Annotated in this window: 18 protein-coding genes; all 18 read left to right on the top strand. The window is 64.7% G+C overall.

Going from position 1 to position 22,454, the window contains the following annotated elements; genetic code table 11:
* The first annotated feature begins 136 nt into the window (after window positions 1-136).
* Window positions 137-772, top strand: a complete 636-nt coding sequence (gene fabR, locus Q8Q83_RS03770; protein ID WP_305621289.1) for an HTH-type transcriptional repressor FabR — start codon at window positions 137-139, stop codon at window positions 770-772.
* A 167-nt stretch (window positions 773-939) separates the two neighbouring features.
* Window positions 940-1,440, top strand: a complete 501-nt coding sequence (ureE, locus tag Q8Q83_RS03775) for an urease accessory protein UreE (RefSeq protein ID WP_305621252.1) — start codon at window positions 940-942, stop codon at window positions 1,438-1,440.
* Window positions 1,441-1,548: 108 nt separating this feature from the next.
* Window positions 1,549-2,223: an urease accessory protein UreF gene (locus Q8Q83_RS03780; protein WP_305621253.1), complete on the top strand. Its 675-nt coding sequence runs from the start codon at window positions 1,549-1,551 to the stop codon at window positions 2,221-2,223.
* Window positions 2,224-2,239: 16 nt separating this feature from the next.
* Window positions 2,240-2,854 carry an urease accessory protein UreG gene (gene ureG, locus Q8Q83_RS03785; protein ID WP_305621254.1) on the top strand — a complete coding sequence of 205 codons (615 nt, stop codon included), beginning with the start codon at window positions 2,240-2,242 and terminating at the stop codon, window positions 2,852-2,854.
* Window positions 2,855-2,874: 20 nt separating this feature from the next.
* On the top strand, window positions 2,875-3,447 hold the full coding sequence (locus tag Q8Q83_RS03790; RefSeq protein WP_305621256.1) for a HupE/UreJ family protein: 573 nt from the start codon (window positions 2,875-2,877) through the stop codon (window positions 3,445-3,447).
* Window positions 3,448-3,658: 211 nt separating this feature from the next.
* Window positions 3,659-4,570 carry a glycerophosphodiester phosphodiesterase gene (locus Q8Q83_RS03795; protein ID WP_305621258.1) on the top strand — a complete coding sequence of 304 codons (912 nt, stop codon included), beginning with the start codon at window positions 3,659-3,661 and terminating at the stop codon, window positions 4,568-4,570.
* 860 nt (window positions 4,571-5,430) lie between these two features.
* On the top strand, window positions 5,431-6,372 hold the full coding sequence (locus Q8Q83_RS03800; RefSeq protein WP_305621260.1) for a DUF808 domain-containing protein: 942 nt from the start codon (window positions 5,431-5,433) through the stop codon (window positions 6,370-6,372).
* 230 nt (window positions 6,373-6,602) lie between these two features.
* Entirely contained in the window at window positions 6,603-6,779 is a 177-nt protein-coding gene (locus Q8Q83_RS03805) for a hypothetical protein (protein WP_003244646.1), read from the top strand.
* Window positions 6,780-6,908: 129 nt separating this feature from the next.
* Complete coding sequence (locus tag Q8Q83_RS03810; protein ID WP_305621261.1) at window positions 6,909-9,863, top strand: sensor histidine kinase; 2,955 nt, start codon at window positions 6,909-6,911, stop codon at window positions 9,861-9,863.
* Between the two features lie 78 nt (window positions 9,864-9,941).
* A complete protein-coding gene (locus Q8Q83_RS03815) occupies window positions 9,942-11,369 on the top strand; it encodes a sigma-54 dependent transcriptional regulator (protein WP_305621263.1) in 1,428 nt (475 codons plus the stop codon).
* Window positions 11,370-12,217: 848 nt separating this feature from the next.
* The gene (locus tag Q8Q83_RS03820; RefSeq protein ID WP_305621264.1) at window positions 12,218-13,612 is read left to right on the top strand and encodes a polynucleotide adenylyltransferase PcnB; all 1,395 of its coding nucleotides are present in this window, start codon (window positions 12,218-12,220) and stop codon (window positions 13,610-13,612) included.
* The gene (gene folK / locus Q8Q83_RS03825; RefSeq protein WP_305621266.1) at window positions 13,612-14,121 is read left to right on the top strand and encodes a 2-amino-4-hydroxy-6-hydroxymethyldihydropteridine diphosphokinase; all 510 of its coding nucleotides are present in this window, start codon (window positions 13,612-13,614) and stop codon (window positions 14,119-14,121) included. The genes Q8Q83_RS03820 and folK overlap by 1 nt, the downstream gene beginning before the upstream one ends.
* 378 nt (window positions 14,122-14,499) lie before the next feature.
* Window positions 14,500-15,300: a 3-methyl-2-oxobutanoate hydroxymethyltransferase gene (gene panB, locus Q8Q83_RS03830; protein WP_305621268.1), complete on the top strand. Its 801-nt coding sequence runs from the start codon at window positions 14,500-14,502 to the stop codon at window positions 15,298-15,300.
* Window positions 15,297-16,157, top strand: a complete 861-nt coding sequence (gene panC / locus Q8Q83_RS03835) for a pantoate--beta-alanine ligase (protein WP_305621270.1) — start codon at window positions 15,297-15,299, stop codon at window positions 16,155-16,157. The genes panB and panC overlap by 4 nt, the downstream gene beginning before the upstream one ends.
* Window positions 16,158-16,286: 129 nt before the next feature.
* Window positions 16,287-17,951, top strand: coding sequence for a glucose-6-phosphate isomerase (gene pgi, locus Q8Q83_RS03840; RefSeq protein ID WP_305621272.1), 1,665 nt, complete (start codon window positions 16,287-16,289; stop codon window positions 17,949-17,951).
* A gap of 185 nt (window positions 17,952-18,136) precedes the next feature.
* On the top strand, window positions 18,137-20,074 hold the full coding sequence (gene acs / locus Q8Q83_RS03845) for an acetate--CoA ligase (protein ID WP_305621273.1): 1,938 nt from the start codon (window positions 18,137-18,139) through the stop codon (window positions 20,072-20,074).
* Window positions 20,075-20,176: 102 nt separating this feature from the next.
* Window positions 20,177-21,058 (top strand): oxygenase MpaB family protein, encoded by an 882-nt coding sequence (locus Q8Q83_RS03850; protein ID WP_305621275.1) that lies wholly within the window; start codon window positions 20,177-20,179, stop codon window positions 21,056-21,058.
* Between the two features lie 139 nt (window positions 21,059-21,197).
* Window positions 21,198-22,379 (top strand): acetyl-CoA C-acetyltransferase, encoded by a 1,182-nt coding sequence (locus Q8Q83_RS03855; RefSeq protein WP_305621277.1) that lies wholly within the window; start codon window positions 21,198-21,200, stop codon window positions 22,377-22,379.
* Window positions 22,380-22,454 lie beyond the last annotated feature (75 nt).

A 22,454-nucleotide genomic window follows, 5' to 3' on the forward strand; every position in this document is an offset into this window, starting at 1 on the left:
TGGCAGAGCATGCCAACTCAGTCAACAGTCGTTCACTCGATTTCATCGAACAACCTCGGTTCGACGCAGGCGAAGGCCATTTGCTAGAGTGCGGCGCTTATTGATGGAGCCAGCCTTGATTGGAAGCCAGAAGCCGATGCAGCCGCGCGCCGAACAGAAACTGCAAACCCGCCACGCCCTGATGGAGGCTGCGCGCAGCCTGATGGACAGCGGCCGCGGTTTCGGCAGCCTGAGCCTGCGCGAGGTGGCGCGCAGCGCCGGTATAGTGCCGACCGGCTTCTACCGGCACTTTCAGGACATGGACGAACTCGGCCTGGCGCTGGTCGAGGAGGTCGGCGAGACCTTTCGCGAGACCATTCGCCAGGTGCGCCACCATGAGTTCGAATTGGGCGGGGTGATCGACGCCTCGGTGCGCATCTTCCTCGCGGCGGTGGCGGCCAATCGCTCGCAATTCCTCTTTCTCGCCCGCGAGCAGTACGGCGGCTCGCAGCTGGTACGCCAGGCCGTGGGCGCCCTGCGCGAACGCATCACCGCCGACCTGGTGGCGGACCTGGCCGCCATGCCCAAGCTGCAGCACTTCGACGCACCGGCGCAGAATGTCATCGCCGACCTGGTGGTGAAGACCGTATTCGCCACCCTGCCGGAACTGATCGACCCGCCTGCCCCCGCGCTGCCGGCCCACGCCACCCCCGAAGCCAAGATGATCGAGCAGCTGCGCTTTATCTTTATCGGCGCCAAGCACTGGCAGGGCCTGGGCCAGCCCAGGGACTGACCCGGATCGCACCCAAACGGCGCACCAAAGTCAGCCGCGCACCAAGTCGACCCGGGCAACGCCCCAATTCCTGACACCGACTCAGCCCAGGCGCGGCCAGCGCGGCGCCGAAGCGGATTGGCAAGCCCCTTGCTCTAGTTCCGGCATAGCCCTGCCGGAAACTACCCATGCTGGTCATTCACCACCGTATTGCCACCCAGGCGCACTGGGACGCCGAACTGGAACTGAGCTTCGACGCCCGCAGCAAAAGCCGCCTGCGCTGTTTCAGCCGCAGCGGCGAGGATGTCGGTCTGTTTCTCCCACGCGGCCAACCGGCGCTGCACGACGGTGAATGCCTGCAAGCCGAGGACGGCCGCATCGTGCGCGTACGCGCCCGCGCCGAGCCGCTGCTGCATGTGACCTGCGCCAATCCCTTCGAGCTGATGCGCGCCGCCTACCACCTGGGCAACCGCCATGTCGCCCTGCAGCTGGGCGACGGCTGGCTGCGCCTGCCGGACGACTATGTGCTCAAGGCCATGCTCGAACAGCTGGGGGCGACGGTCACCAGCGTCGAAGCGCCCTACCAGCCCGAACAAGGTGCCTATGGCGGCGGCCACCATCACTCGCACGCCGGCGACGCCGAATTCAGCTATGCGCCGCGCCTGCACCAGTTTGGTGTGCGCTCGTGAACCCGGCTTGGCAGCTGCTCAGGCTCGCCAGCCCACAGCTGCCGAATAACAAGCTGGCTACAGCGCACTCGGCAACACAGTACATAAGCTGCGGCTCGGAGCATCCCGGTGAATAAGGCCTGGGCGTTACTCAGACTGGCCAGCCCGCAGTTACCCATCGGTGGTTATAGCTATTCCCAGGGGCTGGAAATGGCCGTCGAACAAGGCCTGGTGCATAACGCCGCCAGCGCGAAAAGCTGGATCGCCGATCAGCTGCTGCTCAATCTGGCGCGCTTCGAAGCGCCGCTGTTGCTGGCTCACTGCCAGGCCGCCGCCGACAACGACTGGGCGCGCCTGCAGAGCCTGGCCGAGCAACAGCGCGCCAGCCGCGAAACCCGCGAGCTGCGCCTGGAAAGCCGGCAGATGGGCTATTCCCTGGAACAACTGCTGTGCGGCCTGCCCGAGCTGGATGCCCAGGCCCGCCAGCTGTTTAGCGAACTGGGGGAACCGGGCCTGGCAGTCGGTTGGGCCCTGGCCGCCCGCGCCTGGCAGATCGGCCCGCAGGACGCCCTGGCCGCCTGGCTGTGGGGCTGGCTGGAGAACCAACTGGCAGTGCTGATGAAAACCCTGCCCCTGGGCCAGCAGGCCGCCCAGCGCCTGACCTCCGAACTCTTGCCCCTGCTCGAGCAGGCGCAGCAGCAGGCCAGCGCCATGCAACCCGAACACTGGGGCAGCGCCACCTTCGGCCTGGCCCTGGCGAGCATGGCGCACGAGCGCCAATACAGCCGTTTATTCCGCTCTTGATAAGGAAGACTCGAAGATGAACAGCCAACCCCTGCGCATTGGCATCGGCGGCCCGGTCGGTTCCGGCAAGACCGCCCTGACCCTGGCCCTGTGCCTGGCCCTGCGCGAGCGCTACAACCTGGCGGTGGTCACCAACGATATCTACACCCAGGAAGACGCGCAGTTTCTGGTGCGCCATGAGGCCCTGGCGCCGGAGCGGATCATCGGCGTGGAAACCGGCGGCTGCCCACACACGGCCATCCGCGAAGACGCCTCGATCAACCTGGAAGCGGTGGATCAGCTCAACCGGCGCTTTCCCGGCCTGGACCTGATCATCGTCGAGTCCGGCGGCGACAACCTGTCGGCCACCTTCAGCCCGGAGCTGTCGGACCTGACCCTCTATGTGATCGACGTGTCCGCCGGCGACAAGCTGCCGCGCAAGGGCGGCCCGGGCATCTGCAAATCCGACCTGCTGGTGATCAACAAGATCGACCTGGCGCCGCTGGTCGGCGCCTCCCTCGAGGTGATGGAGCGCGACACCCTGAAGATGCGCGGCGACAAGCCCTTCGTCTTCAGCAACCAGAAGATCGGCCAGGGCTTGGATGAAATCATCGCCTTTATCGAACGACACGGCATGTTGACTGCCGCCTGACTCAACGCAAGGAGCCTGTTATGAACCTAGGTAAATCGCTGTTCGCCATTGCCCTGTTTCTCACCCCGGCCGCGGCCTTCGCCCATAGCGGCCACGACCACTCAGGGCTGATGGCCGGTCTGGCCCACCCGCTGTTCGGCCTCGACCATCTGCTGGCCATGCTCGCCGTCGGCCTGTGGGCCGCGCAGCAATCCGGCGCGGCGCGCTGGGCGCTGCCGCTGAGCTTTGTCGCCAGCATGCTGCTGGGCGGCCTGCTGGGTTTTAACGGCGTGCAACTGCCGTTGGTGGAAACCGGTATCGCCGCCTCGGTACTGGCCTTCGGCCTGTTGCTGGCCGTGGCCATACGTCTGCCGCTGGCGCTTTCCCTCGGCCTCACCGCGCTGTTCGCCCTTAGTCATGGCCTGGCCCACGGCCTGGAACTGCCGGAGCTGGCCAGCCCCTGGGGTTACGCCACAGGCTTCGTGGTTGCCACCGCCGCCCTGCATGCCAGCGGCTATGCCCTGGTGCGCCTGCTGCCACCAGCCGCCGCCCCTCTGCTGCGCCTGGCGGGTGCCGCCGCGGCGCTTAGCGGAGGCTGGCTGCTGGCCGGCTAAGAGCGCATCTTTCTGGGTGCTGGACCAGCCGCGCGACGGCATGTCCAGCAAAAACCTTGCAACTGCGTAGGGCGAAGCCTTGTCCGCCCCCCTCTCCTAACTTGTCCGCAATCGTCTATTAGCTGTCGCTTTTCACCTCTCGCTCGGCGCAGCCTGCTTTGGCATAGTCGGCGCGCCTTACCGGACCCACCTTGCCCCTTTGGAAACCATCATGCTGCGCCTCGCCCGCTTTCTGCTGATTCCCCTCGCACTGCTTGCCGTCACCCTGCTCGCCCTGGCCCAGACCAGCCGCCCGGCCAGCCAACCGGCGGTACTCGCCGCCTTCGGCGAACAGCCCCTGGTTATCGCCCATCGCGGCGGCCGGGGGCTGTGGCCGGAAAACAGTCTGTTGGCCTTCCAGCGCGCCAGCGACCTGGGTGTGGATATGTTGGAGATGGACCTGCGCCTGTCCAGTGACGGCGAGCTGATGGTGATCCACGACCGCACCCTGGGTCGCACCACCGATGGCCAAGGCCCGGTCGCCGCACTCAGCCGCGAGCAGTTGCAGGCCCTGGATGCGGGCTACCGCTGGAGCGCCGACGGTGGCCAGAGCTATCCCTATCGCGGCCAGGGCGTGCGCATTCCGACCTTCGCCGAGGTGCTCGAACGCTTCCCCGAGCAGGCCAAGGTGATAGAGATCAAGGTGCCGGATGTCGGCATGGAGGCGCAGCTGTGCGCGGCCCTAGAGGCGCACCAGCAGCGCGACCGGGTGATAGTCGGCAGCTTCTACGACCGCAGCCTGCAACTGTTCCGCGAACAGTGCCCGGGAGTGGCCACCTCGGCCGGCCCCGCCTCGGTACGCCTGCTGGTGGCGCTCAACTGGCTCGGCCTGGGCGGCCTGCTGTCGCCGTCCTACCAGGCACTGCAGATCCCCGAGCAACATGACGGCCTGCAGATCGCCAGCCCGCGCATGCTCCAGACCGCCCAGGAGCGCGGGCTTAACGTGCAGCTGTGGACCATCAACGAACAACCGAGCATGCGCCGCCTGTTCGACCTGGGCGCCCAGGCCCTGATCACCGACTACCCGGACCGCGCCCTGCAGGTGTTGGGGCGTTCGACCCGGATCGGCGCGCTGCCCGAATAAGCCGCGCAAGTCTGGACAAAAAACCACCAACCACGTTCAGGCCTTGCTAGGCATGGCCTGAACGCAGGCGTACGCAGCTTATCCACAGAACGCTCCACAGCAATCCGGGATAAGTCTCCACTGCCCCTTCCTCATTCCTGACAATCCCTTGAAATACCTCGATTATTTCTTGACTCAGGGATGTCTGCATGCCGCCTCGGCCAGCCTAGCAAGACTGATCAAAAAGCAACCAGACAGCGCAAAAGCACGGCATCCGGGGCCTCCAGCCAGGCATACCAGAGTTATCAACAGCTCTACCCACAATAGCCGTGGACAACTTCACGGCTACCCCATCCGATCCTGAATAACCAGACTAACTTGCTGTTTTAACGATAAAAAATCGCCTGATCAAAAAACACACAGGTCGTGCAAAAAGCCGCAGGACTAGGGCCGCAAGCGCCTGCACCCACCTTATCCACAGTTCGCTCCACAGTCTTTGTGCACAACTCCGTGACGTTAGCCGAAGGCCTGTGCACAACCCGGCCCCAGCCAGCGGCTATGGACCCCATCGAGATAATCAACAGGCCAGTTGCGCTCGGCAGACGTAGCGTGGTGGACATCAATAACTGGAGAAGCCCCATGGCCATTAATGAACTGTTACGCCGCCTGCTCGCCGCCTACGCCAGTGGGGGCGCTGGCCGCAGCCACGACTGAGCGCGCCCCCGCCTCGCCGCTGCTCTCCGGCCCCCGCGCAAAAGCTCGCCGGCTGCCTATGGCCGCGACCTGCGGACTCACGTATAAGTCTGCCGAACCGCCGCCAGGCTGCTCGGCGCCGGTTCCCTTCTGCATAAAGCTATAGAAATAGACAAGGAACCTTCTCCATGGCCGGCGCTAGCCTGTTAACCCTGCTCGATGACATCGCCACCGTACTCGACGACGTGGCGGTGATGACCAAAGTCGCGGCGAAGAAGACCGCCGGTGTACTGGGCGACGATCTGGCGCTGAATGCCCAGCAGGTCAGCGGCATACGCGCCGAACGCGAGCTGCCGGTGGTGTTTGCGGTGGCCCTGGGCTCGTTGAAGAACAAACTGATTCTGGTGCCGGCCGCCCTGCTGATCAGCGCCCTCGCGCCTTGGGCGATCATCCCACTGCTGATGTTCGGCGGCGCCTTCCTCTGTTACGAGGGTTTCGAGAAACTCGCGCACAAGTTTCTCCACAGCAAAGCCGAAGATCAGGCGCAGCACGCAGAACTGCTGCACGCCATCGCCGACCCGCAGGTGGATATGCTGGCCTTCGAGAAGGACAAGATCCGCGGCGCGATCCGCACCGACTTTATCCTCTCTGCGGAAATCATCGCCATCACCCTGGGCACAGTGGCGGCCGCCAGCTTCACCCAGCAGGTGGTGGTGCTGTCCGGCATCGCCCTGGTGATGACCCTAGGCGTCTACGGCCTGGTGGCCGGCATAGTCAAACTGGATGACGCCGGCCTGTATCTGAACCAGCGCAGCGGCGCGGGCCTGTTCGGCCGTCTGCAACGGGCCCTGGGCCGCGGTCTGCTGCTGACCGCCCCGCACCTGATGAAAGGTCTGTCGATTCTCGGCACCGCGGCGATGTTTATGGTCGGTGGCGGTATCCTCACCCATGGCGTGCATGCCGCCCAGGAGTGGATTGAGCAACTGGCGCAGAGCGTCGCGGCCAATAGCGCCCTGCTGGCCGCCTTGCTACCGACCCTGGCCAATGCCCTGGTGGGCATAGCCGCCGGGGCCGTGGCCCTGGCCCTGGTCAGCCTGGCCACGCGCGTCTGGAAAGCCGTCAAAGGCTAAGCCAAAGACTCAAGCGCCACCTGCAGAATCATGGCTGCCGCCGCGTATCACCTCGCGCAGCGGCGACCCGCGGCAAAATCACAGTCCAGGCCTGGTTATGCAACTCAAGTAGCACCTAGGTATAAAAGCCAGACCCATCCGCCACCAGCCCGTCACCCCGAGTCACCGCCCGCCTACGCAGAGCCGCGCGCATCCGTTACCATCGCCGCACCCTTGCGAAGAGATGCGGCATGTATATCTACCGATTGGTTCTGATCCTGGTGGTGGGGATCTACCTGTTCTCCCCGGCCATCATGGACTGGTGGATCGACCCCAATGGCGCCTGGTACCGGCCCTACCTGCTGTGGCTGATCCTTATAGTCGTGACCTTTATCCTTCAGAGCCAACGCGATGCCGATGAACTCTAAGCCGCAGCAGCGCAACCCCGTGACCGCTCTTTATCTTTATTCGCAGAGCCAGCGCGATGCCGACAAACTCTGATCAGCACCGGCGCACCCCCGTGACCGCCCTCTATCTTTATTCGCAGAGCCAACGTGATGCTGACGAGCTTTAGCCTGAGCCAGCTGATCCTGATCAGCGCCGCCTACCTGCTGGTGCTGTTCGGCGTGGCCTGGATCAGCGAACACGGCTTGATCCCGCGCTGGGTCATCCGCCACCCGCTGACCTACACCCTGTCGCTGGGCGTATATGCCAGCGCCTGGGCCTACTACGGCACAGTGGGCCTGGCCTACCAATACGGCTACGGCTTTCTCGCCAGTTACTTGGGGGTATCCGGGGCCTTTCTGCTGGCGCCGGTGCTGCTCTACCCGATTCTGCGCATCACCCGCACCTACCAGCTGTCGTCCCTGGCCGATCTGTTCGCCTTCCGCTTTCGCAGCACCTGGGCCGGCGCGCTGAGCACGGTGTTTATGCTGATCGGCGTGCTGCCGCTGCTGGCCCTGCAGATCCAGGCGGTGGCCGACTCCATCGGCATCCTCACCCGCGAGCCGGTGCAGGAACGGGTGGCCATGGCCTATTGCGGCCTGATCATCCTCTTCACCATCCTGTTCGGCGCCCGCCATATCGCCACCCGGGAGAAACACGAGGGCCTGGTGTTCGCCATCGCCTTCGAGTCGATCGTCAAGCTGGTGGCCATCAGCATCATCGGCCTCTATGCGCTGTATGGCGTATTCGATGGCCCGCAGGACCTGCAGCACTGGCTGGTGCAGAACCAGGACTCCCTGACCAGCCTGCACACCCCGCTGCAGGAAGGCCCCTGGCGCACCTTGCTGCTGGTGTTCTTCGCCTCGGCCATCGTCATGCCGCACATGTACCACATGACCTTTACCGAGAACCTCAACCCGCGCGCCATGGTCAGCGCCAGCTGGGGTCTGCCGCTGTTCCTGCTGCTGATGAGCCTGGCGGTGCCGCTGATTCTCTGGGCCGGGCTCAAGCTGGGTGCCACCACCAACCCGGAATACTTCACCCTCGGCGTCGGCATCGCGGTAAACAGCCAGACCCTGGCGCTGATCGCCTACGTCGGCGGCCTGTCGGCCTCCAGCGGGCTGATCATAGTCAGCACCCTGGCGCTGTCGGGCATGGTGCTCAACCACGTGGTGCTGCCGCTGTACCAGCCGCCCGCCGAAGGCAATATCTACCGCTGGCTGAAGTGGACCCGGCGCGCGCTGATTTTGATGATCATCATGGCCGGCTATGGCTTCTACCTGCTGCTGGGGGCCGAACAGGACCTGGCCAACCTCGGCATAGTCGCCTTCGTCGCCACCCTGCAGTTCCTCCCCGGCGTACTCTCGGTGCTGTACTGGCCAACCGCCAACCGCAAAGGCTTTATCGCCGGCCTGCTGGCCGGTATCGGCGTCTGGGTGCTGAGCATGCTGTTGCCGATGATCGGCAACTTGCAGGGTTTCTACCTGCCCTGGTTCAACGTCATCTATGTGCTGGATGACAGCAGCTGGCACCTGGCTGCCATAGGTTCGCTGGCGGCCAACGTGCTGGTGTTCACCCTGGTCTCACTGTTCACCGAAGCCAGCGATGAAGAAAAAAGCGCCGCCGAAGCCTGCGCTGTAGATAACGTGCGCCGCCCGCAACGGCGTGAGCTGCTGGCGGCCTCGCCCCAGGAATTCGCCACCCAACTGGCCAAGCCCCTGGGCGCACGGACCGCCCAGCATGAAATCGAGCAGGCCCTGCGCGACCTGCACCTGCCCTTCGATGAACGCCGCCCCTATGCCCTGCGCCGCCTGCGCGACCGCATCGAGGCCAACCTCTCCGGCCTGATGGGCCCCAGCGTGGCCCAGGACATAGTCGAGACCTTCCTGCCCTATAAGGCCGGCAGCGAAACCTATGTCACCGAAGACATCCACTTTATCGAGAGCCGCCTAGAGGACTATCACTCGCGCCTCACGGGCCTGGCCGCCGAGCTCGACACCCTGCGCCGCTACCACCGCCAAACCCTGCAGGAGCTGCCCATGGGCGTCTGCTCCCTGGCCAAGGATCAGGAGATCCTGATGTGGAACAAGGCCATGGAAGAGCTCACCGAAATTCCCGCGCAGCACGTGGTCGGCTCGCGCCTGACCAGCCTCGGCGAACCCTGGCGCGGCCTGCTGCAGAATTTTATCGAGCTGCCCGACGAGCACCTGCACAAGCAACGCCTGGCCCTCGATGGCCAGACCCGCTGGCTCAACCTGCACAAGGCGGCCATCGACGAGCCCCTGGCGCCGGGCAATAGCGGCCTGGTGCTGCTGGTCGAGGACCTTACCGAAACCCAGCTGCTGGAAGACAAGCTGGTGCACTCCGAGCGCCTGGCCAGCATTGGCCGACTGGCCGCCGGGGTGGCCCACGAGATCGGCAACCCCATCACCGGCATCGCCTGCCTGGCGCAGAACCTGCGCGAGGAGCGCGAAGGCGACGGCGAACTGACCGAGATCAGCGAGCAGATCATCGAGCAGACCAAACGCGTCTCGCGCATCGTCCAGTCGCTGATGAGCTTCGCCCATTCCGGCAGCCATCAGAACAGCGAAGAGCCGGTGTGCCTGGCCGACGTGGCGCGTGACGCCATCGCCCTGCTGGCGCTCAACCGGCGCAGCGTCGAGGTGCAATTCTTCAACCTGTGCGACCCCGAGCACTGGGCCTGCGGCGACTCGCAACGCCTGGCCCAGGTGCTGATCAACCTGCTGTCCAACGCCCGCGACGCCTCCCCGCCCGGGGCGGCGATCCGGGTCAAGAGCGAGGCCTTCGAGCACACCGTCGACCTGATAGTCGAGGACGAAGGCAGCGGCATTCCCAAGGCCATCATCGATCGCCTGTTCGAACCCTTCTTCACCACCAAGGACCCGGGCAAAGGGACGGGGCTGGGCCTTGCACTGGTCTATTCGATCGTGGAAGAGCATTATGGACAGATAACAATCGACAGCCCGGCCGACCCCGAGCAACAGCGTGGCACCCGCATCCGGGTCAGCCTGCCGCGGCATGTCGAGGCGACGTCCATAGCGACTTAAACCAGCTACTAGAGAACCCGCCAGCGAGGTCGAGACGACCCCGCTCAGGGCTTCCGAGACCGTCGAGAGACCGAATTAATGCCTCATATTTTGATCGTCGAAGACGAAACCATTATCCGCTCTGCCTTGCGTCGCCTGCTCGAACGCAACCAGTACCAGGTCAGCGAGGCCGGCTCGGTACAGGAAGCCCAGGAACGCTTCAGCATTCCCAGCTTCGACCTGATCGTCAGCGACCTGCGCCTGCCGGGCGCTCCCGGCACCGAGCTGATCAAGCTGGCCCAGGGCGCCCCGGTGCTGATCATGACCAGCTACGCCAGCCTGCGTTCGGCGGTCGACTCGATGAAGATGGGCGCGGTGGACTACATCGCCAAACCCTTCGACCATGACGAGATGCTGCAGACCGTGGCGCGCATCCTGCGCGATCACCAGCAGGCAAAAAACGCCCCCAGCGAACGCCCGGCCAGCGGCCGCAACGCCGCGGAAAAGGTCGTCGACAACAGCAACGGCGAGATCGGCATCATCGGCTCCTGCGCGGCCATGCAGGAGATGTACAGCAAGATCCGCAAGGTCGCGCCGACCGACTCCAACGTACTGATCCAGGGCGAGTCCGGCACCGGTAAGGAGCTGGTGGCCCGCGCCCTGCACAACCTCTCGCGGCGCGCCAAGGCCCCGCTAATTTCGGTGAACTGCGCCGCCATCCCGGAAAGCCTGATCGAGTCGGAGCTGTTCGGCCATGAGAAAGGTGCCTTTACCGGTGCCAGCGCCGGCCGCGCCGGCCTGGTCGAAGCCGCCGACGGTGGCACGCTGTTTCTCGATGAAATCGGCGAGTTGCCACTGGAAGCCCAGGCGCGCCTGCTGCGCGTGCTACAGGAAGGCGAGATTCGCCGGGTCGGCTCGGTGCAGTCACAGAAGGTCGATGTGCGCCTGATCGCCGCGACCCACCGCGACCTCAAGAGCCTGGCGAAAGTCGGCCAGTTCCGCGAAGACCTGTATTACCGCCTGCACGTGATCGCCCTCAAGCTGCCCGCCCTGCGCGAGCGCGGCGCCGACGTGATAGAGATCGCCCGCGCCTTTCTTATCCGCCAATGCAACCGCCAGGGCCGCAATGACCTGAGCTTCGCCGCGGATGCCGAGCAGGCGATCCGCCACTACCCCTGGCCGGGTAACGTGCGCGAACTGGAAAACGCCATAGAGCGCGCGGTGATTCTCTGCGAAGGCAACAGCATCTCGGCCGAACTGCTGGGCATAGATATCGAACTGGACGACCTGGAAGACGACTTCACCGGCCTGGCCGTCCAAGACGGCGGTTTGGGGCACGAGCCCAGCGAACCGACCGAGGACCTGTCCCTGGAAGACTACTTCCAGCACTTCGTCCTCGAGCATCAGGACCATATGACCGAAACCGAACTGGCGCGCAAACTCGGCATCAGCCGCAAATGCCTGTGGGAACGCCGCCAGCGCCTGGGCATCCCGCGGCGCAAATCCTCGGGCGCCACCGCAGGTTAAGGCGGAAGTCGCATAGCGACACCATCCTTATGTCCTTCTCCCTCCGGGAGGCGGCTCCCGCTCCCGGAGGGATTGCCGCATTCGCCACATCCATGTGGGTCAAGGTGGCGCGCAGCGCCGGATGAGGGAGACGGGCATGCCCTGCGGCGGTGACAAATGCCAGGGCGCAAGGTTCCCTCCGCCTGTTACCCATCCAACACTTAGTAACAAATGCCGGGTCTTATGGTAACGAGAACCCGGCTTTTTTATGCCACCCCGCCACCCCACAAAACACACAAGCCCTTGTATTTAAAGGGTTTGCAAAAACTGGCACGGCTTCTGCTTTATTGCTGGTACAACAACAATAACAAGCACGATCCAAAGCTAATAAAAATAAGACGTACCGACTCCAGCACAATAAAAACAACAACGCGGAGGCGCAGCTAACTGATTCTTTTGGAAAGGAATTGCCTTTGGGGTTCGCCCCAAAACCGGGCCGAGAACAACAAAACTGCCTCAAGGCAGAGCCCGCACTGGTTGGGTCACTGTGTGATCATGGCAGCGTCAGCATCCAAAGCAATCCGTTTGCTATTAACTCCCAGCTTGGGAGGTTTTCCAAAGGTCTTTGACTGGATGGAACGGGTAAATCAACAAAAACAACTAGCCCGTCATAATAATAAAAATAAAGCACGCACCAATTTGGGGGGGAGCTTCGGCTCCCCCAGTAGCTTCCGCGCTGCGACTCTCCCCGCGTTTCCTGCCGCATTCCCCGACTCTCCTACACCCCATCCCGACTCGATGCTAGAATCCGCGCCATTCCTGCGGCCGGCATATACTCTGGCCAGTCATTTCGTCAAACAGTGCCTCCCATGCTGAAAAAGCTGTTCAAGTCCTTCCGTTCCCCCCTGCGTCGTGGCAAACACTCGCACAGCACTCCCGAAGTGCTGAGCAGCAGCCAGCATCCGATCGAGCGCCGGGAAATCAGCCGTTACGCCACCAGCGTGGTCGAACGTCTGCAACATGCCGGCTACCAGGCCTACCTGGTCGGCGGTTGCGTGCGCGACCTGCTGCTGGATCTCGACCCCAAGGATTTCGACGTCGCCACCAGCGCCACGCCTGAACAGGTTCGCGCCGAGTTCCGCAATGCGCGGGTGATTGGCCGCCGTTTCAAGCTGGTGCATGTGCACTTCGGCCGCGAAATCATCGAGGTGGCAACCTTCCGCGCCAACCATCCGCAAGGCGATGAGGAAGAAAACAGCAACCTGGCCTCGCGCAACGAAAGCGGGCGCATCCTGCGCGACAACGTCTACGGCAGCCTGGAAGACGATGCCCAGCGCCGCGACTTCACCATCAATGCGCTGTATTACGACCCGGGCACCGAACGCATTCTCGATTACGCCAACGGCGTACATGATATTCGCAACCATCTGATCCGCCTGATCGGCGATCCGACCCAGCGTTACCAGGAAGACCCGGTGCGCATGCTGCGCGCCGTGCGCTTTGCCGCCAAGCTGGACTTCGACATCGAGAAACACAGCGCCGCGCCCATCTACAAACTGGCGCCGATGCTGCGGGAAATCCCCTCGGCACGCCTGTTCGAGGAAGTGCTCAAGCTGTTCCTCGCCGGTTACGCGCTCTACACCTACGAACTGCTGGTGGATTACGGTCTGTTTGGCGAGCTGTTCCCGGCCAGCGCCGAAGCCCTGAAGCACAACCCCGACTACACCGACCAATTGATCCGCAATGCCCTGGGCAGTACCGACCTGCGCATCCAGCAAGGCAAGACGGTGACGCCGGCCTTCTTGTTCGCCGCCCTGCTCTGGCCGGCGCTGCCGGCGCGGGTGCTCAAGCTGCAGGATCGCGGCATGCCGCCGATACCGGCCATGCAGGAAGCCGCCCACGAGCTGATCAGCGAGCAATGCCTGCGCATCGCCGTGCCCAAGCGCTTCACCCTGCCAATCCGCGAGATCTGGGACATGCAGGAGCGCCTGCCACGCCGTAGCGGCAAGCGCGCCGACACGCTGCTGGAGAACCCGCGCTTCCGCGCCGGCTACGACTTCCTCCTGCTGCGCGAAAGCGCGGGCGAGCAGACTGGTGGCCTGGGCGACTGGTGGACTGTCTACCAAGACGCCAGCGACAGCGACAGACGCGGCATGATCCGCGACCTCAGCAGCAAGGACGACGCCCCCGGCGCGCCGCGCAAGCGCAAGCGCAGCAGTAGCAAGCGTAAACGCAACCCCGCCGGCGATGCCGCCAGCGAATAATGGAACGCGTCTATATCGGCCTGGGCAGCAACCTCGCCAGCCCACTCGAGCAACTGCACAGCGCCCTGGCGGCGCTGGCGGCCATGCCGCAATCCAGCCTGTGCGCCCACTCGTCCTTCTACGCCAGTGATCCGCTCGGCCCGGCGGATCAGCCGCGCTACGTCAATGCCGTGGCGGCGCTGGACACCGAACTCAGCCCACTGTGCCTGCTCGACGCCCTGCAAAACATCGAACTGGAGCAGGGGCGCACGCGCAAGGCCGAACGCTGGGGCCCGCGCACCCTGGATCTGGATATCCTGCTGTTCGGCGAACGCCAATTGAATGAGCCGCGCCTGTGCGTGCCGCACTACCATATGCACGCCCGCGCCTTCGTCCTCTACCCGCTGGCGGAAATCGCCCCCGAGCTGAGCCTGCCGGACGGCCGCGCCCTCGGCGAGCTGCTCGCCGCCTGCCCCTTCGAAGGCCTGGAGCGGCTCACCACATCTGAAACCGTCACGAGCGAAGGTTAGGCAAGGCGCAACGCAGCGAAGCGGAGTAACAGCCGCAGGCTGGCCCGAAGGGCGAGCACGGCGAGTCAAAGCAGGCGAAAAAGCGGAGTGTACGTCTGTACATGAGCATTTGACTCGCTTCGCCCTCCCCTTCGGGGCCGCGCTAAAGCGCGTTCAGCTTATCGCTGTGAGCCTGCTTTTAACGCCGCATAACCGAGCGCAGTAGGTTTCATTGGCGGTAACGCCAGTAACAGGCCGGTAACACCTGCAATTGACTTCGAGCCCCCCCATCAGGACTATAGGCGTCCCATTGCTCCGCACCGGTGCAAATCGAGGCCAATGCAGGCCAACCTGAAGCAGCACAACTGCCGACTGAATGCCTGAGCGAGGACAGTTTTCATGCCAGATGTAACCCTGACCACCCTGCAAAGCCTCAAGCAGAGCGGCGAGAAGATCGCCATGCTGACCTGCTATGACGCCACCTTCGCCCAGGCCGCCTGCCAGGCCGGTGTCGATGTGCTGTTGGTTGGCGATTCCCTCGGCATGGTCTTGCAGGGCCATGACAGCACCCTGCCTGTGAGTACCGCCGAGATGGCCTACCACACCGCCTGCGTCAAACGCGGCAACCAAGGCGCGCTGATCCTGGTCGACCTGCCCTTTATGGCCTATGCCACCAGCGAACAAGCCCTGAACAACAGCGCCGCCCTGATGCAGGCCGGTGCCCATATGGTCAAGCTGGAAGGCGCGGCCTGGCTGGCCGAGCCGATTCGCCTGCTGGCCGAGCGCGGCGTGCCGGTGTGCGCCCACCTGGGCCTGACCCCACAGGCGGTGAACCTGCTTGGCGGTTACAAGGTGCAGGGCCGCCAGGAAGCCCAGGCGCGGCAGATGCGCGCCGACGCCATGGCCCTGGAGCAGGCCGGCGCGGCCATGCTGTTGCTCGAATGCGTACCCAGCGAACTGGCCGCGGAGATCAGCCAGGCGGTACGCATCCCGGTGATCGGCATAGGTGCCGGTAGCGCCACCGACGGCCAGGTGCTGGTGCTGCACGATATGCTCGGCCTGTCCCTAAGCGGCCGCACGCCGAAGTTCGTGAAGAACTTTATGGCCGGCCAGAGCAGCATCCAGAACGCGCTCAGTGCCTATGTCAAAGCGGTCAAGGATCAGAGCTTCCCAGCAGCCGAACACGGGTTTTCTGCATGAATACAGTTAAAAGCGTGCGCGAGTTGCGCGCCGCCGTCGCCCAGGCCCGCGCCGAAGGCAAACAGATAGCGTTCGTGCCGACCATGGGCAACCTGCACGCCGGCCACGCCGCGCTGGTGGAGAAAGCCGCCCAGCGCGCCGACTTCGTGGTCGCCAGCATCTTCGTCAACCCGCTGCAGTTCGGCCCCAGCGAAGACCTCGACAAGTATCCGCGGACCCTGATTGCCGACCAGGAAAAGCTGGTCGAAGCCGGCTGCCACCTGCTGTTCACCCCGGATGTCGAGGAGATGTACCCCCACGGCATGGACGGCCAGACCCGGGTCAGCGTGCCCGGGGTTTCCGAAGGCCTGTGCGGCGCCAGCCGTCCCGGGCATTTCGAGGGCGTCGCCACGGTGGTGAGCAAGCTGTTCAATATGGTCCAGCCGGACCTGGCGATCTTCGGCCAGAAGGACTTCCAGCAGCTGGCGGTGATCCGCACCCTGGTACGCGACCTGAATATGCCGATCCAGATCATCGGCGAGCCGACCGTGCGCGCCGAGGATGGCCTGGCGCTGTCCTCGCGCAATGGCTACCTCGACACCGAGCAGCGCGCCAGCGCGCCCGTGCTGTATCGCAGCCTGCAGCAGCTGGCCGCAGTCATCCAGGCCGGAGAACGCGATTACCCCAAGCTGATCGCCGCGGCCCAGCAGCAACAGCGCGAAGCCGGCTTTAAACCCGACTATCTGGAGATCCGCGAGTCGAACAGCCTGCGCCCGGCCACTGCCGAGGACCGCCAACTGGTCATTCTGGTCGCGGCTTTTATCGGCAGCACCCGGCTGATCGACAATCTGGCCTTCGACCTGGACACCGCGTCTTAGCCAGCCGAGGCTATAGGCCCAGCCCTGTGCGGCTTGCCTAGCACCCGCCGCAGGCAGTTACACTCAAGGCCCGGACTGTTCCGGGCCTTTTACCTTCTCACCGTACCCCCGGACAAGGAACACGCTGCAATGGCCTATTACCAGCAACCGCACGCTGTCACTCAGCTTCCCGCCTGGCAGGCGCTGCGCCAGCACCGCGAGCAGATGAATGACTTCCGCATGCGCGAGGCCTTTGCCGCTGACCCGCAGCGTTTCAACCGTTTCTCCCTGAGCAACAGCGGCCTGCTGCTGGATTACTCGAAAAACCTGATCAGCGATAAGACCCTGGAGCTGCTGGTGCAACTGGCCGAGCAGGCCAAGCTGGATGAGTCGATTCAGGCCCAGCTGCGCGGCGAGCAGGTCAACGCCTCGGAAGGCCGCGCCGCCTTGCACAACGCCCTGCGCAGCCCCATCGGCCGCACCTTGAAACTGGATGGGGTGGACCTGATCCCCCAGGTGCACCGCGTACTCAATCAGATGACCGAGCTGGTCAGCCGTATCCACAGCGGCCTGTGGCGCGGCTACAGCGACAAGCCGATCACCGAGGTGGTGAATATCGGTATCGGCGGCTCCTTCCTCGGCCCGCAACTGGTCTCCGAGGCCCTGCGCCCCTTTACCCAGCGCGGCGTGCGTTGCCATTACCTGGCCAATATCGACGGCAGCGAGTTCCGCGAGCTGACCGCCCGGCTGAACCCTGAGACCACCCTGTTTATCGTCTCCTCGAAGTCCTTCGGCACCCTGGAAACCCTGAAAAACGCCCTGGCCGCCCGTGACTGGTACCTGGCCCTGGGCGGCCCGGAAGCCGAGCTGCACAAGCACTTTATCGCGGTGACCAGCAACCCGAGCGCCGCCATCGAGTTCGGCATCAAGGCGGAAAACATCTTCCCCATGTGGGACTGGGTCGGCGGCCGTTATTCGCTGTGGTCGGCCATCGGCCTGCCGATCGCCCTGGCCATCGGCATTTCCAACTTCAAGGAACTGCTGGCTGGCGCCTATGCCATGGACCAGCACTTCACCCAGGCGCCGCTGGCCGAGAATATGCCGGTGCTGATGGCCCTGCTGGGCATCTGGTATGGCAACTTCTGGGGCGCCAAGAGCCAGGCGATCCTGCCCTACGACCATTACCTGCGTAACTTCACCAAGCACTTGCAGCAGCTGGACATGGAGTCCAACGGCAAGTCGGTGCGCCAGGATGGCAGCGCGGTGGACTTCAGCACCGGGCCGGTGATCTGGGGCGGCGTCGGCTGCAACGGCCAGCACGCCTACCACCAGCTGTTGCACCAGGGCACCCAACTGATCCCAGCCGACTTTATCGTGCCGGTGAACAGCTTCAGCCCGCTGGCCGACCACCACCAATGGCTGTTCGCCAACTGCCTGTCGCAAGCCCAGGCGCTGATGCACGGCAAGACCCGCGCCGAGGCCGAGGCCGAACTGCGCGCCAAGGGCCTGGATGAGGCCGAAGTGCAGCGCCTGGCGCCGCACAAGGAAATCCCCGGCAACCGGCCGAGCAATATCCTCGTGCTGACCCGCGTGGCGCCCTATAACCTGGGCGCCCTGGTGGCCCTGTACGAGCACAAGGTGTTCGTGCAGAGCGCCATCTGGGGCATCAACGCCTTCGATCAGTGGGGCGTGGAGCTGGGCAAGGAACTGGGCCTGGGCGTCTATCAGCGCTTGACCGGCCAGCTCGACACGCCTGCCGGCGATGCCTCGACCGAGGGCCTGATTCAGCATTTCCGCGAGCGCCATCGCGGGTAAGCCGTCGTAGGGTGGGTTACGCGGCGCATGTCTACCGTTGTTGCCCTGCAAATCCAGCTCGGCGCCACCCACCCTACAAAAGCTTACGACCCCTACTGCTCCTTGAGCGGCATAGCCCCTTGAACCGAGCACCCGCTTGAGTGCACCCTTGGCGGCATCGCGGAACACAACAACAAGGACCCGTCATGTTCGAGATTACCCGCCACCCAGTCGCCGCTGCCGTGCGCCAGCGCGCCCACCTGAACGCCGACGATTACCAACGCCTGTATCGACAGTCCGTCGAGCAACCGGAAATCTTCTGGGCCGAGCAGGCGAAGAGCTTTCTCGACTGGTCCAAGCCCTGGACCAGCGTCCAGCAAGGCGATCTGCTCAGCGGCCAGGGCTCCTGGTTCACCGGCGGGCAACTGAACGTCAGCTACAACTGCATCGACCGCCACCTGGCCCAACGCGGCGAGCAGATCGCCCTGATCTGGGAAGGCGACAACCCCAGCGAATCCGCCCATATCACCTACAACAAGCTGCACAGCCACGTCAGCCGCCTGGCCAACGTGCTGAAGAGCCGCGGGGTGAAGAAAGGCGACCGGGTGTGCATCTATATGCCGATGATCCCGGAAGCCGCCTACGCCATGCTCGCCTGCACGCGCATCGGCGCGGTGCATTCGGTGGTGTTCGGCGGTTTCTCCCCGGACGCCCTGCGCGACCGCATTCTGGATGCCGACTGCCGCACCGTGATCACCGCCGATGAAGGGGTGCGCGGCGGCAAGTACGTGGCGCTGAAAAACAACGTCGACCAGGCCCTGCAGAGCTGCCCGGCGGTGAGCACAGTGGTGGTGGTCGAGCGCACCCAGGGCGAGATCCACTGGACCCCCGGCCGCGATATCTGGTACCACCAGGCCCTGAGCGAAGTTTCCAGCGATTGCCCACCGGAGCCGATGGACGCCGAGGACCCGCTGTTTATCCTCTACACCTCAGGCTCAACCGGCAAGCCCAAGGGCGTGCTGCATAGCACCGGCGGCTATCTGCTGATGGCGGCCATGACCCACAAATACGTGTTCGACTACCACGAAGGCGATATCTACTGGTGCACCGCCGACGTCGGCTGGGTCACCGGGCACAGCTATATCGTCTACGGCCCCCTGGCCAACGGCGCCACCAGCCTGATCTTCGAGGGCGTGCCGAACTACCCGGACGCCTCGCGCTTCTGGCAGGTGATCGACAAGCACCGGGTGAATATCTTCTACACCGCGCCGACCGCATTGCGCGCGCTGATGCGCGAAGGTGATGGCCCGGTGCAGCAAACCTCGCGCGCCAGCCTGCGCCTGCTCGGCACAGTGGGCGAGCCGATCAACCCCGAGGCCTGGGAGTGGTACTACAACGTGGTCGGCGAAAAGCGCTGCCCGATAGTCGACACCTGGTGGCAAACCGAGACCGGCAGCATCATGATCACCCCGCTGCCCGGCGCCACCGACCTCAAGCCCGGCTCGGCGACCGTCCCCTTCTTCGGCGTGCAGCCGGTGCTGCTGGATGAGCAGGGCAAGGAAATAGAGGGCGCGGGCGCCGGTGTGCTGGCGATCAAGGACAGCTGGCCGAGCCAGATCCGCAGCGTCTACGGCGACCACCCGCGGATGATCGACACCTACCTCAAGCCCTACCCCGGCTACTACGTCACCGGCGACGGCGCGCGCCGCGACGAGGACGGCTACTACTGGATCACCGGGCGGGTGGACGACGTGATCAACGTCTCCGGCCACCGCATCGGCACCGCCGAGGTGGAAAGCGCCCTGGTGCTGCACGACTCGGTGGCCGAAGCGGCGGTGGTTGGTTACCCCCACGACATCAAGGGTCAGGGCATCTACGCCTTCGTCACCCCGATGAACGGCGTGGAGATCAGCGACCAGCTGAAGAAAGATCTGCTGGCCCTGGTCGGCAAGGAGATCGGCGGTTTTGCCCGCCCGGAGTTGCTGCAGTGGGCACCGGGCCTGCCCAAGACCCGTTCGGGCAAGATCATGCGGCGCATCCTGCGCAAGATCGCCTGCAACGAGCTGGACAACCTCGGCGATATCTCCACCCTGGCCGACCCCAGCGTGGTGGATAGCCTGATCGAGCAGCGCTTGAACCGCTGAAAGCCAGGCGTAGGGTGGACATGGCATCGCCTTGTCCACCGTCCCCATGGCGGACAAGCCGCACAGCGGCATGTCCGCCCTACAACTGAGTTTTCTGCTTCCATGGAATTTCTCCGCCGCCGCATCGAAAGCCAGGTGCTCAGCCTCAGCGGTACCGCCCTCGGCCAGATCGACCTGGAAAACCCCAAGGGCGATCCAGGGCTGTTCGGCCCGGATTCGGTGAGCTGGCAGGTGCACGGCGATTTCACCAGCATGCTGATCGGCGGCATCAGCGCCCTGCTGCTGCAAGCCCTGCATCCCCTGGCCCTGGCCGGGGTGTGGGATCACTCGAACTTTCGCGAGGACCTGCTCGGCCGCCTGCGCCGCACCGGGCAGTTTATTTCCGGCACCACCTACGGCTCGCGCGCCGACGCCGACTGGCTGATCGACAAGGTCAAGCGCATTCACCTGCACGTCGTCGGCACCGCGCCGGATGGCCGCCCCTATGCCGCCAGCGACCCGGCCCTGCTGACCTGGGTGCATGTGGCCGAGGTGCACAGCTTCCTCCAGGCCCACCTGCGTTACCGCAACCCGCAGCTGTCCGGCGCCGACCAGGACAGTTACTACGCGGAAATCGCCCTGGTCGCCGAACGCCTGGGCGCCACCCAGGTGCCGCATTCGCGGGCCGAGGTGGCCGCCTATCTGGCGCAGGTACGCCCCGATCTGCGCTGCGAGGAGCGCTCCCTGGAAATCCTCCGTATCCTGCTCCACGCCCCGGCCCCCAGCGCCCTGGCCAGGCCTGCGGCCAAGCTGCTGATGCAGGCCGGTATCGACCTGCTGCCGGACTGGGCGCAAAGCATGCTCGGCCAGCGCATAAGCCCGCTGCGCAGCCGTCTGCTCCATGCCGGCGTGCACTGCCTGGCCCCGCTATTGCGCTGGGCGGTGCACGGCGGCGCCATTCATCGCGCGCGCCGGCGCCTGAACCTGCCGCCTAGGGTCTGTTGACGTTTCGTCGCGGCCGCGACTGAGGTCAACAGACCCTTGGGCTGACTGGTCGGTTCGCATGCTGGCCGTTGGCCGAGCCGGTATGCCACCATAGCGGCCTCTCGCGGCCCGCCGCGCCCCTTATGTGAGGATCGCAGTTATGCAAGATGTCGTCATAGTCGCCGCCACCCGCACCGCCATCGGCAGCTTCCAGGGCTCGCTGGCGAGCATTCCAGCCCCCGAGTTGGGCGCCGCGGTGATCCGCCGCCTGCTGGAACAAACCGGCCTGGACGGCGCTCAGGTCGACGAAGTGATTCTCGGCCAGGTGCTCACCGCAGGCTCAGGGCAGAACCCGGCGCGTCAGGCCGCGATCCTCGCCGGCCTGCCCCATGCGGTGCCGGCCCTGACCCTGAACAAGGTCTGCGGCTCGGGCCTCAAAGCCCTGCACCTGGCGGCCCAGGCGATCCGCTGCGGCGACGCCGAGGTGATCATCGCCGGCGGCATGGAAAACATGAGCCTGGCCCCCTATGTGATGCCCGGCGCGCGCACCGGCCTGCGCATGGGCCACGCCAAGCTGGTCGACACCGTGATCCAGGACGGCCTGTGGGACGCCTTCAATGACTACCATATGGGCATCACCGCCGAGAACCTGGTGGACAAGTACGGCATCAGCCGCGAAGCGCAGGACGCCTTCGCCGCCGCATCCCAGCAGAAGGCCTGCGCCGCCATCGAGTCCGGGCGCTTTGCCGATGAGATCACCCCTATCCTGATTCCCCAGCGCAAGGGCGAGCCCCTGGCCTTCGCCACCGACGAGCAACCCCGTGCCGGCACCACAGCCGAATCCCTGGGCAAGCTCAAGCCGGCGTTCAAGAAAGACGGCAGCGTCACCGCCGGCAACGCCTCCAGCCTCAACGACGGCGCCGCCGCGGTGCTGCTGATGAGCGCGGCCAAGGCCCAGGCCCTGGGACTGCCGGTGCTGGCGCGCATCGCCGCTTACGCCAATGCCGGCGTCGACCCGGCCATCATGGGCATAGGCCCGGTCAGCGCGACTAAACGCTGCCTGGAAAAGGCTCAGTGGCAACTCGCCGACCTCGACCTGATCGAGGCTAACGAAGCCTTCGCCGCCCAGGCGCTGGCGGTGGGCCAGGAGCTGGGCTGGGATGCCAGCAAGGTCAACGTCAACGGCGGCGCCATCGCCCTCGGCCACCCCATCGGCGGCTCCGGTTGCCGAGTGCTGGTGAGCCTGCTGCACGAGATGATCAAGCGCGACGCCAAGAAAGGCCTGGCCACCCTGTGCATCGGCGGCGGTCAAGGCGTGGCCCTGGCCATCGAGCGCAACTAATACAACCGCACTAGCCCTGCCCTAGCCTGGCAACTCAGAACGTAGCCCGGATGCAATCCGGGAGCAGACTTTCAG

It is taken from the genome of Pseudomonas sp., assembly GCF_030696055.1.
GTDB lineage: Bacteria > Pseudomonadota > Gammaproteobacteria > Pseudomonadales > Pseudomonadaceae > Aquipseudomonas.

Excerpts from the sequence above, each read along its gene's own strand:
- fabR (WP_305621289.1), top strand. The coding sequence starts at position 137 with ATGCAGCCGCGCGCCGAACAGAAACTGCAAACCCGCCACGCCCTGATG.
- ureE (WP_305621252.1), top strand. The coding sequence starts at position 940 with ATGCTGGTCATTCACCACCGTATTGCCACCCAGGCGCACTGGGACGCC.
- ureG (WP_305621254.1), top strand. The coding sequence starts at position 2,240 with ATGAACAGCCAACCCCTGCGCATTGGCATCGGCGGCCCGGTCGGTTCC.
- Q8Q83_RS03790 (WP_305621256.1), top strand. The coding sequence starts at position 2,875 with ATGAACCTAGGTAAATCGCTGTTCGCCATTGCCCTGTTTCTCACCCCG.
- Q8Q83_RS03795 (WP_305621258.1), top strand. The coding sequence starts at position 3,659 with ATGCTGCGCCTCGCCCGCTTTCTGCTGATTCCCCTCGCACTGCTTGCC.
- Q8Q83_RS03800 (WP_305621260.1), top strand. The coding sequence starts at position 5,431 with ATGGCCGGCGCTAGCCTGTTAACCCTGCTCGATGACATCGCCACCGTA.
- Q8Q83_RS03805 (WP_003244646.1), top strand. The coding sequence starts at position 6,603 with ATGTATATCTACCGATTGGTTCTGATCCTGGTGGTGGGGATCTACCTG.
- Q8Q83_RS03810 (WP_305621261.1), top strand. The coding sequence starts at position 6,909 with ATGCTGACGAGCTTTAGCCTGAGCCAGCTGATCCTGATCAGCGCCGCC.
- Q8Q83_RS03815 (WP_305621263.1), top strand. The coding sequence starts at position 9,942 with ATGCCTCATATTTTGATCGTCGAAGACGAAACCATTATCCGCTCTGCC.
- Q8Q83_RS03820 (WP_305621264.1), top strand. The coding sequence starts at position 12,218 with ATGCTGAAAAAGCTGTTCAAGTCCTTCCGTTCCCCCCTGCGTCGTGGC.
- folK (WP_305621266.1), top strand. The coding sequence starts at position 13,612 with ATGGAACGCGTCTATATCGGCCTGGGCAGCAACCTCGCCAGCCCACTC.
- panB (WP_305621268.1), top strand. The coding sequence starts at position 14,500 with ATGCCAGATGTAACCCTGACCACCCTGCAAAGCCTCAAGCAGAGCGGC.
- panC (WP_305621270.1), top strand. The coding sequence starts at position 15,297 with ATGAATACAGTTAAAAGCGTGCGCGAGTTGCGCGCCGCCGTCGCCCAG.
- pgi (WP_305621272.1), top strand. The coding sequence starts at position 16,287 with ATGGCCTATTACCAGCAACCGCACGCTGTCACTCAGCTTCCCGCCTGG.
- acs (WP_305621273.1), top strand. The coding sequence starts at position 18,137 with ATGTTCGAGATTACCCGCCACCCAGTCGCCGCTGCCGTGCGCCAGCGC.
- Q8Q83_RS03850 (WP_305621275.1), top strand. The coding sequence starts at position 20,177 with ATGGAATTTCTCCGCCGCCGCATCGAAAGCCAGGTGCTCAGCCTCAGC.
- Q8Q83_RS03855 (WP_305621277.1), top strand. The coding sequence starts at position 21,198 with ATGCAAGATGTCGTCATAGTCGCCGCCACCCGCACCGCCATCGGCAGC.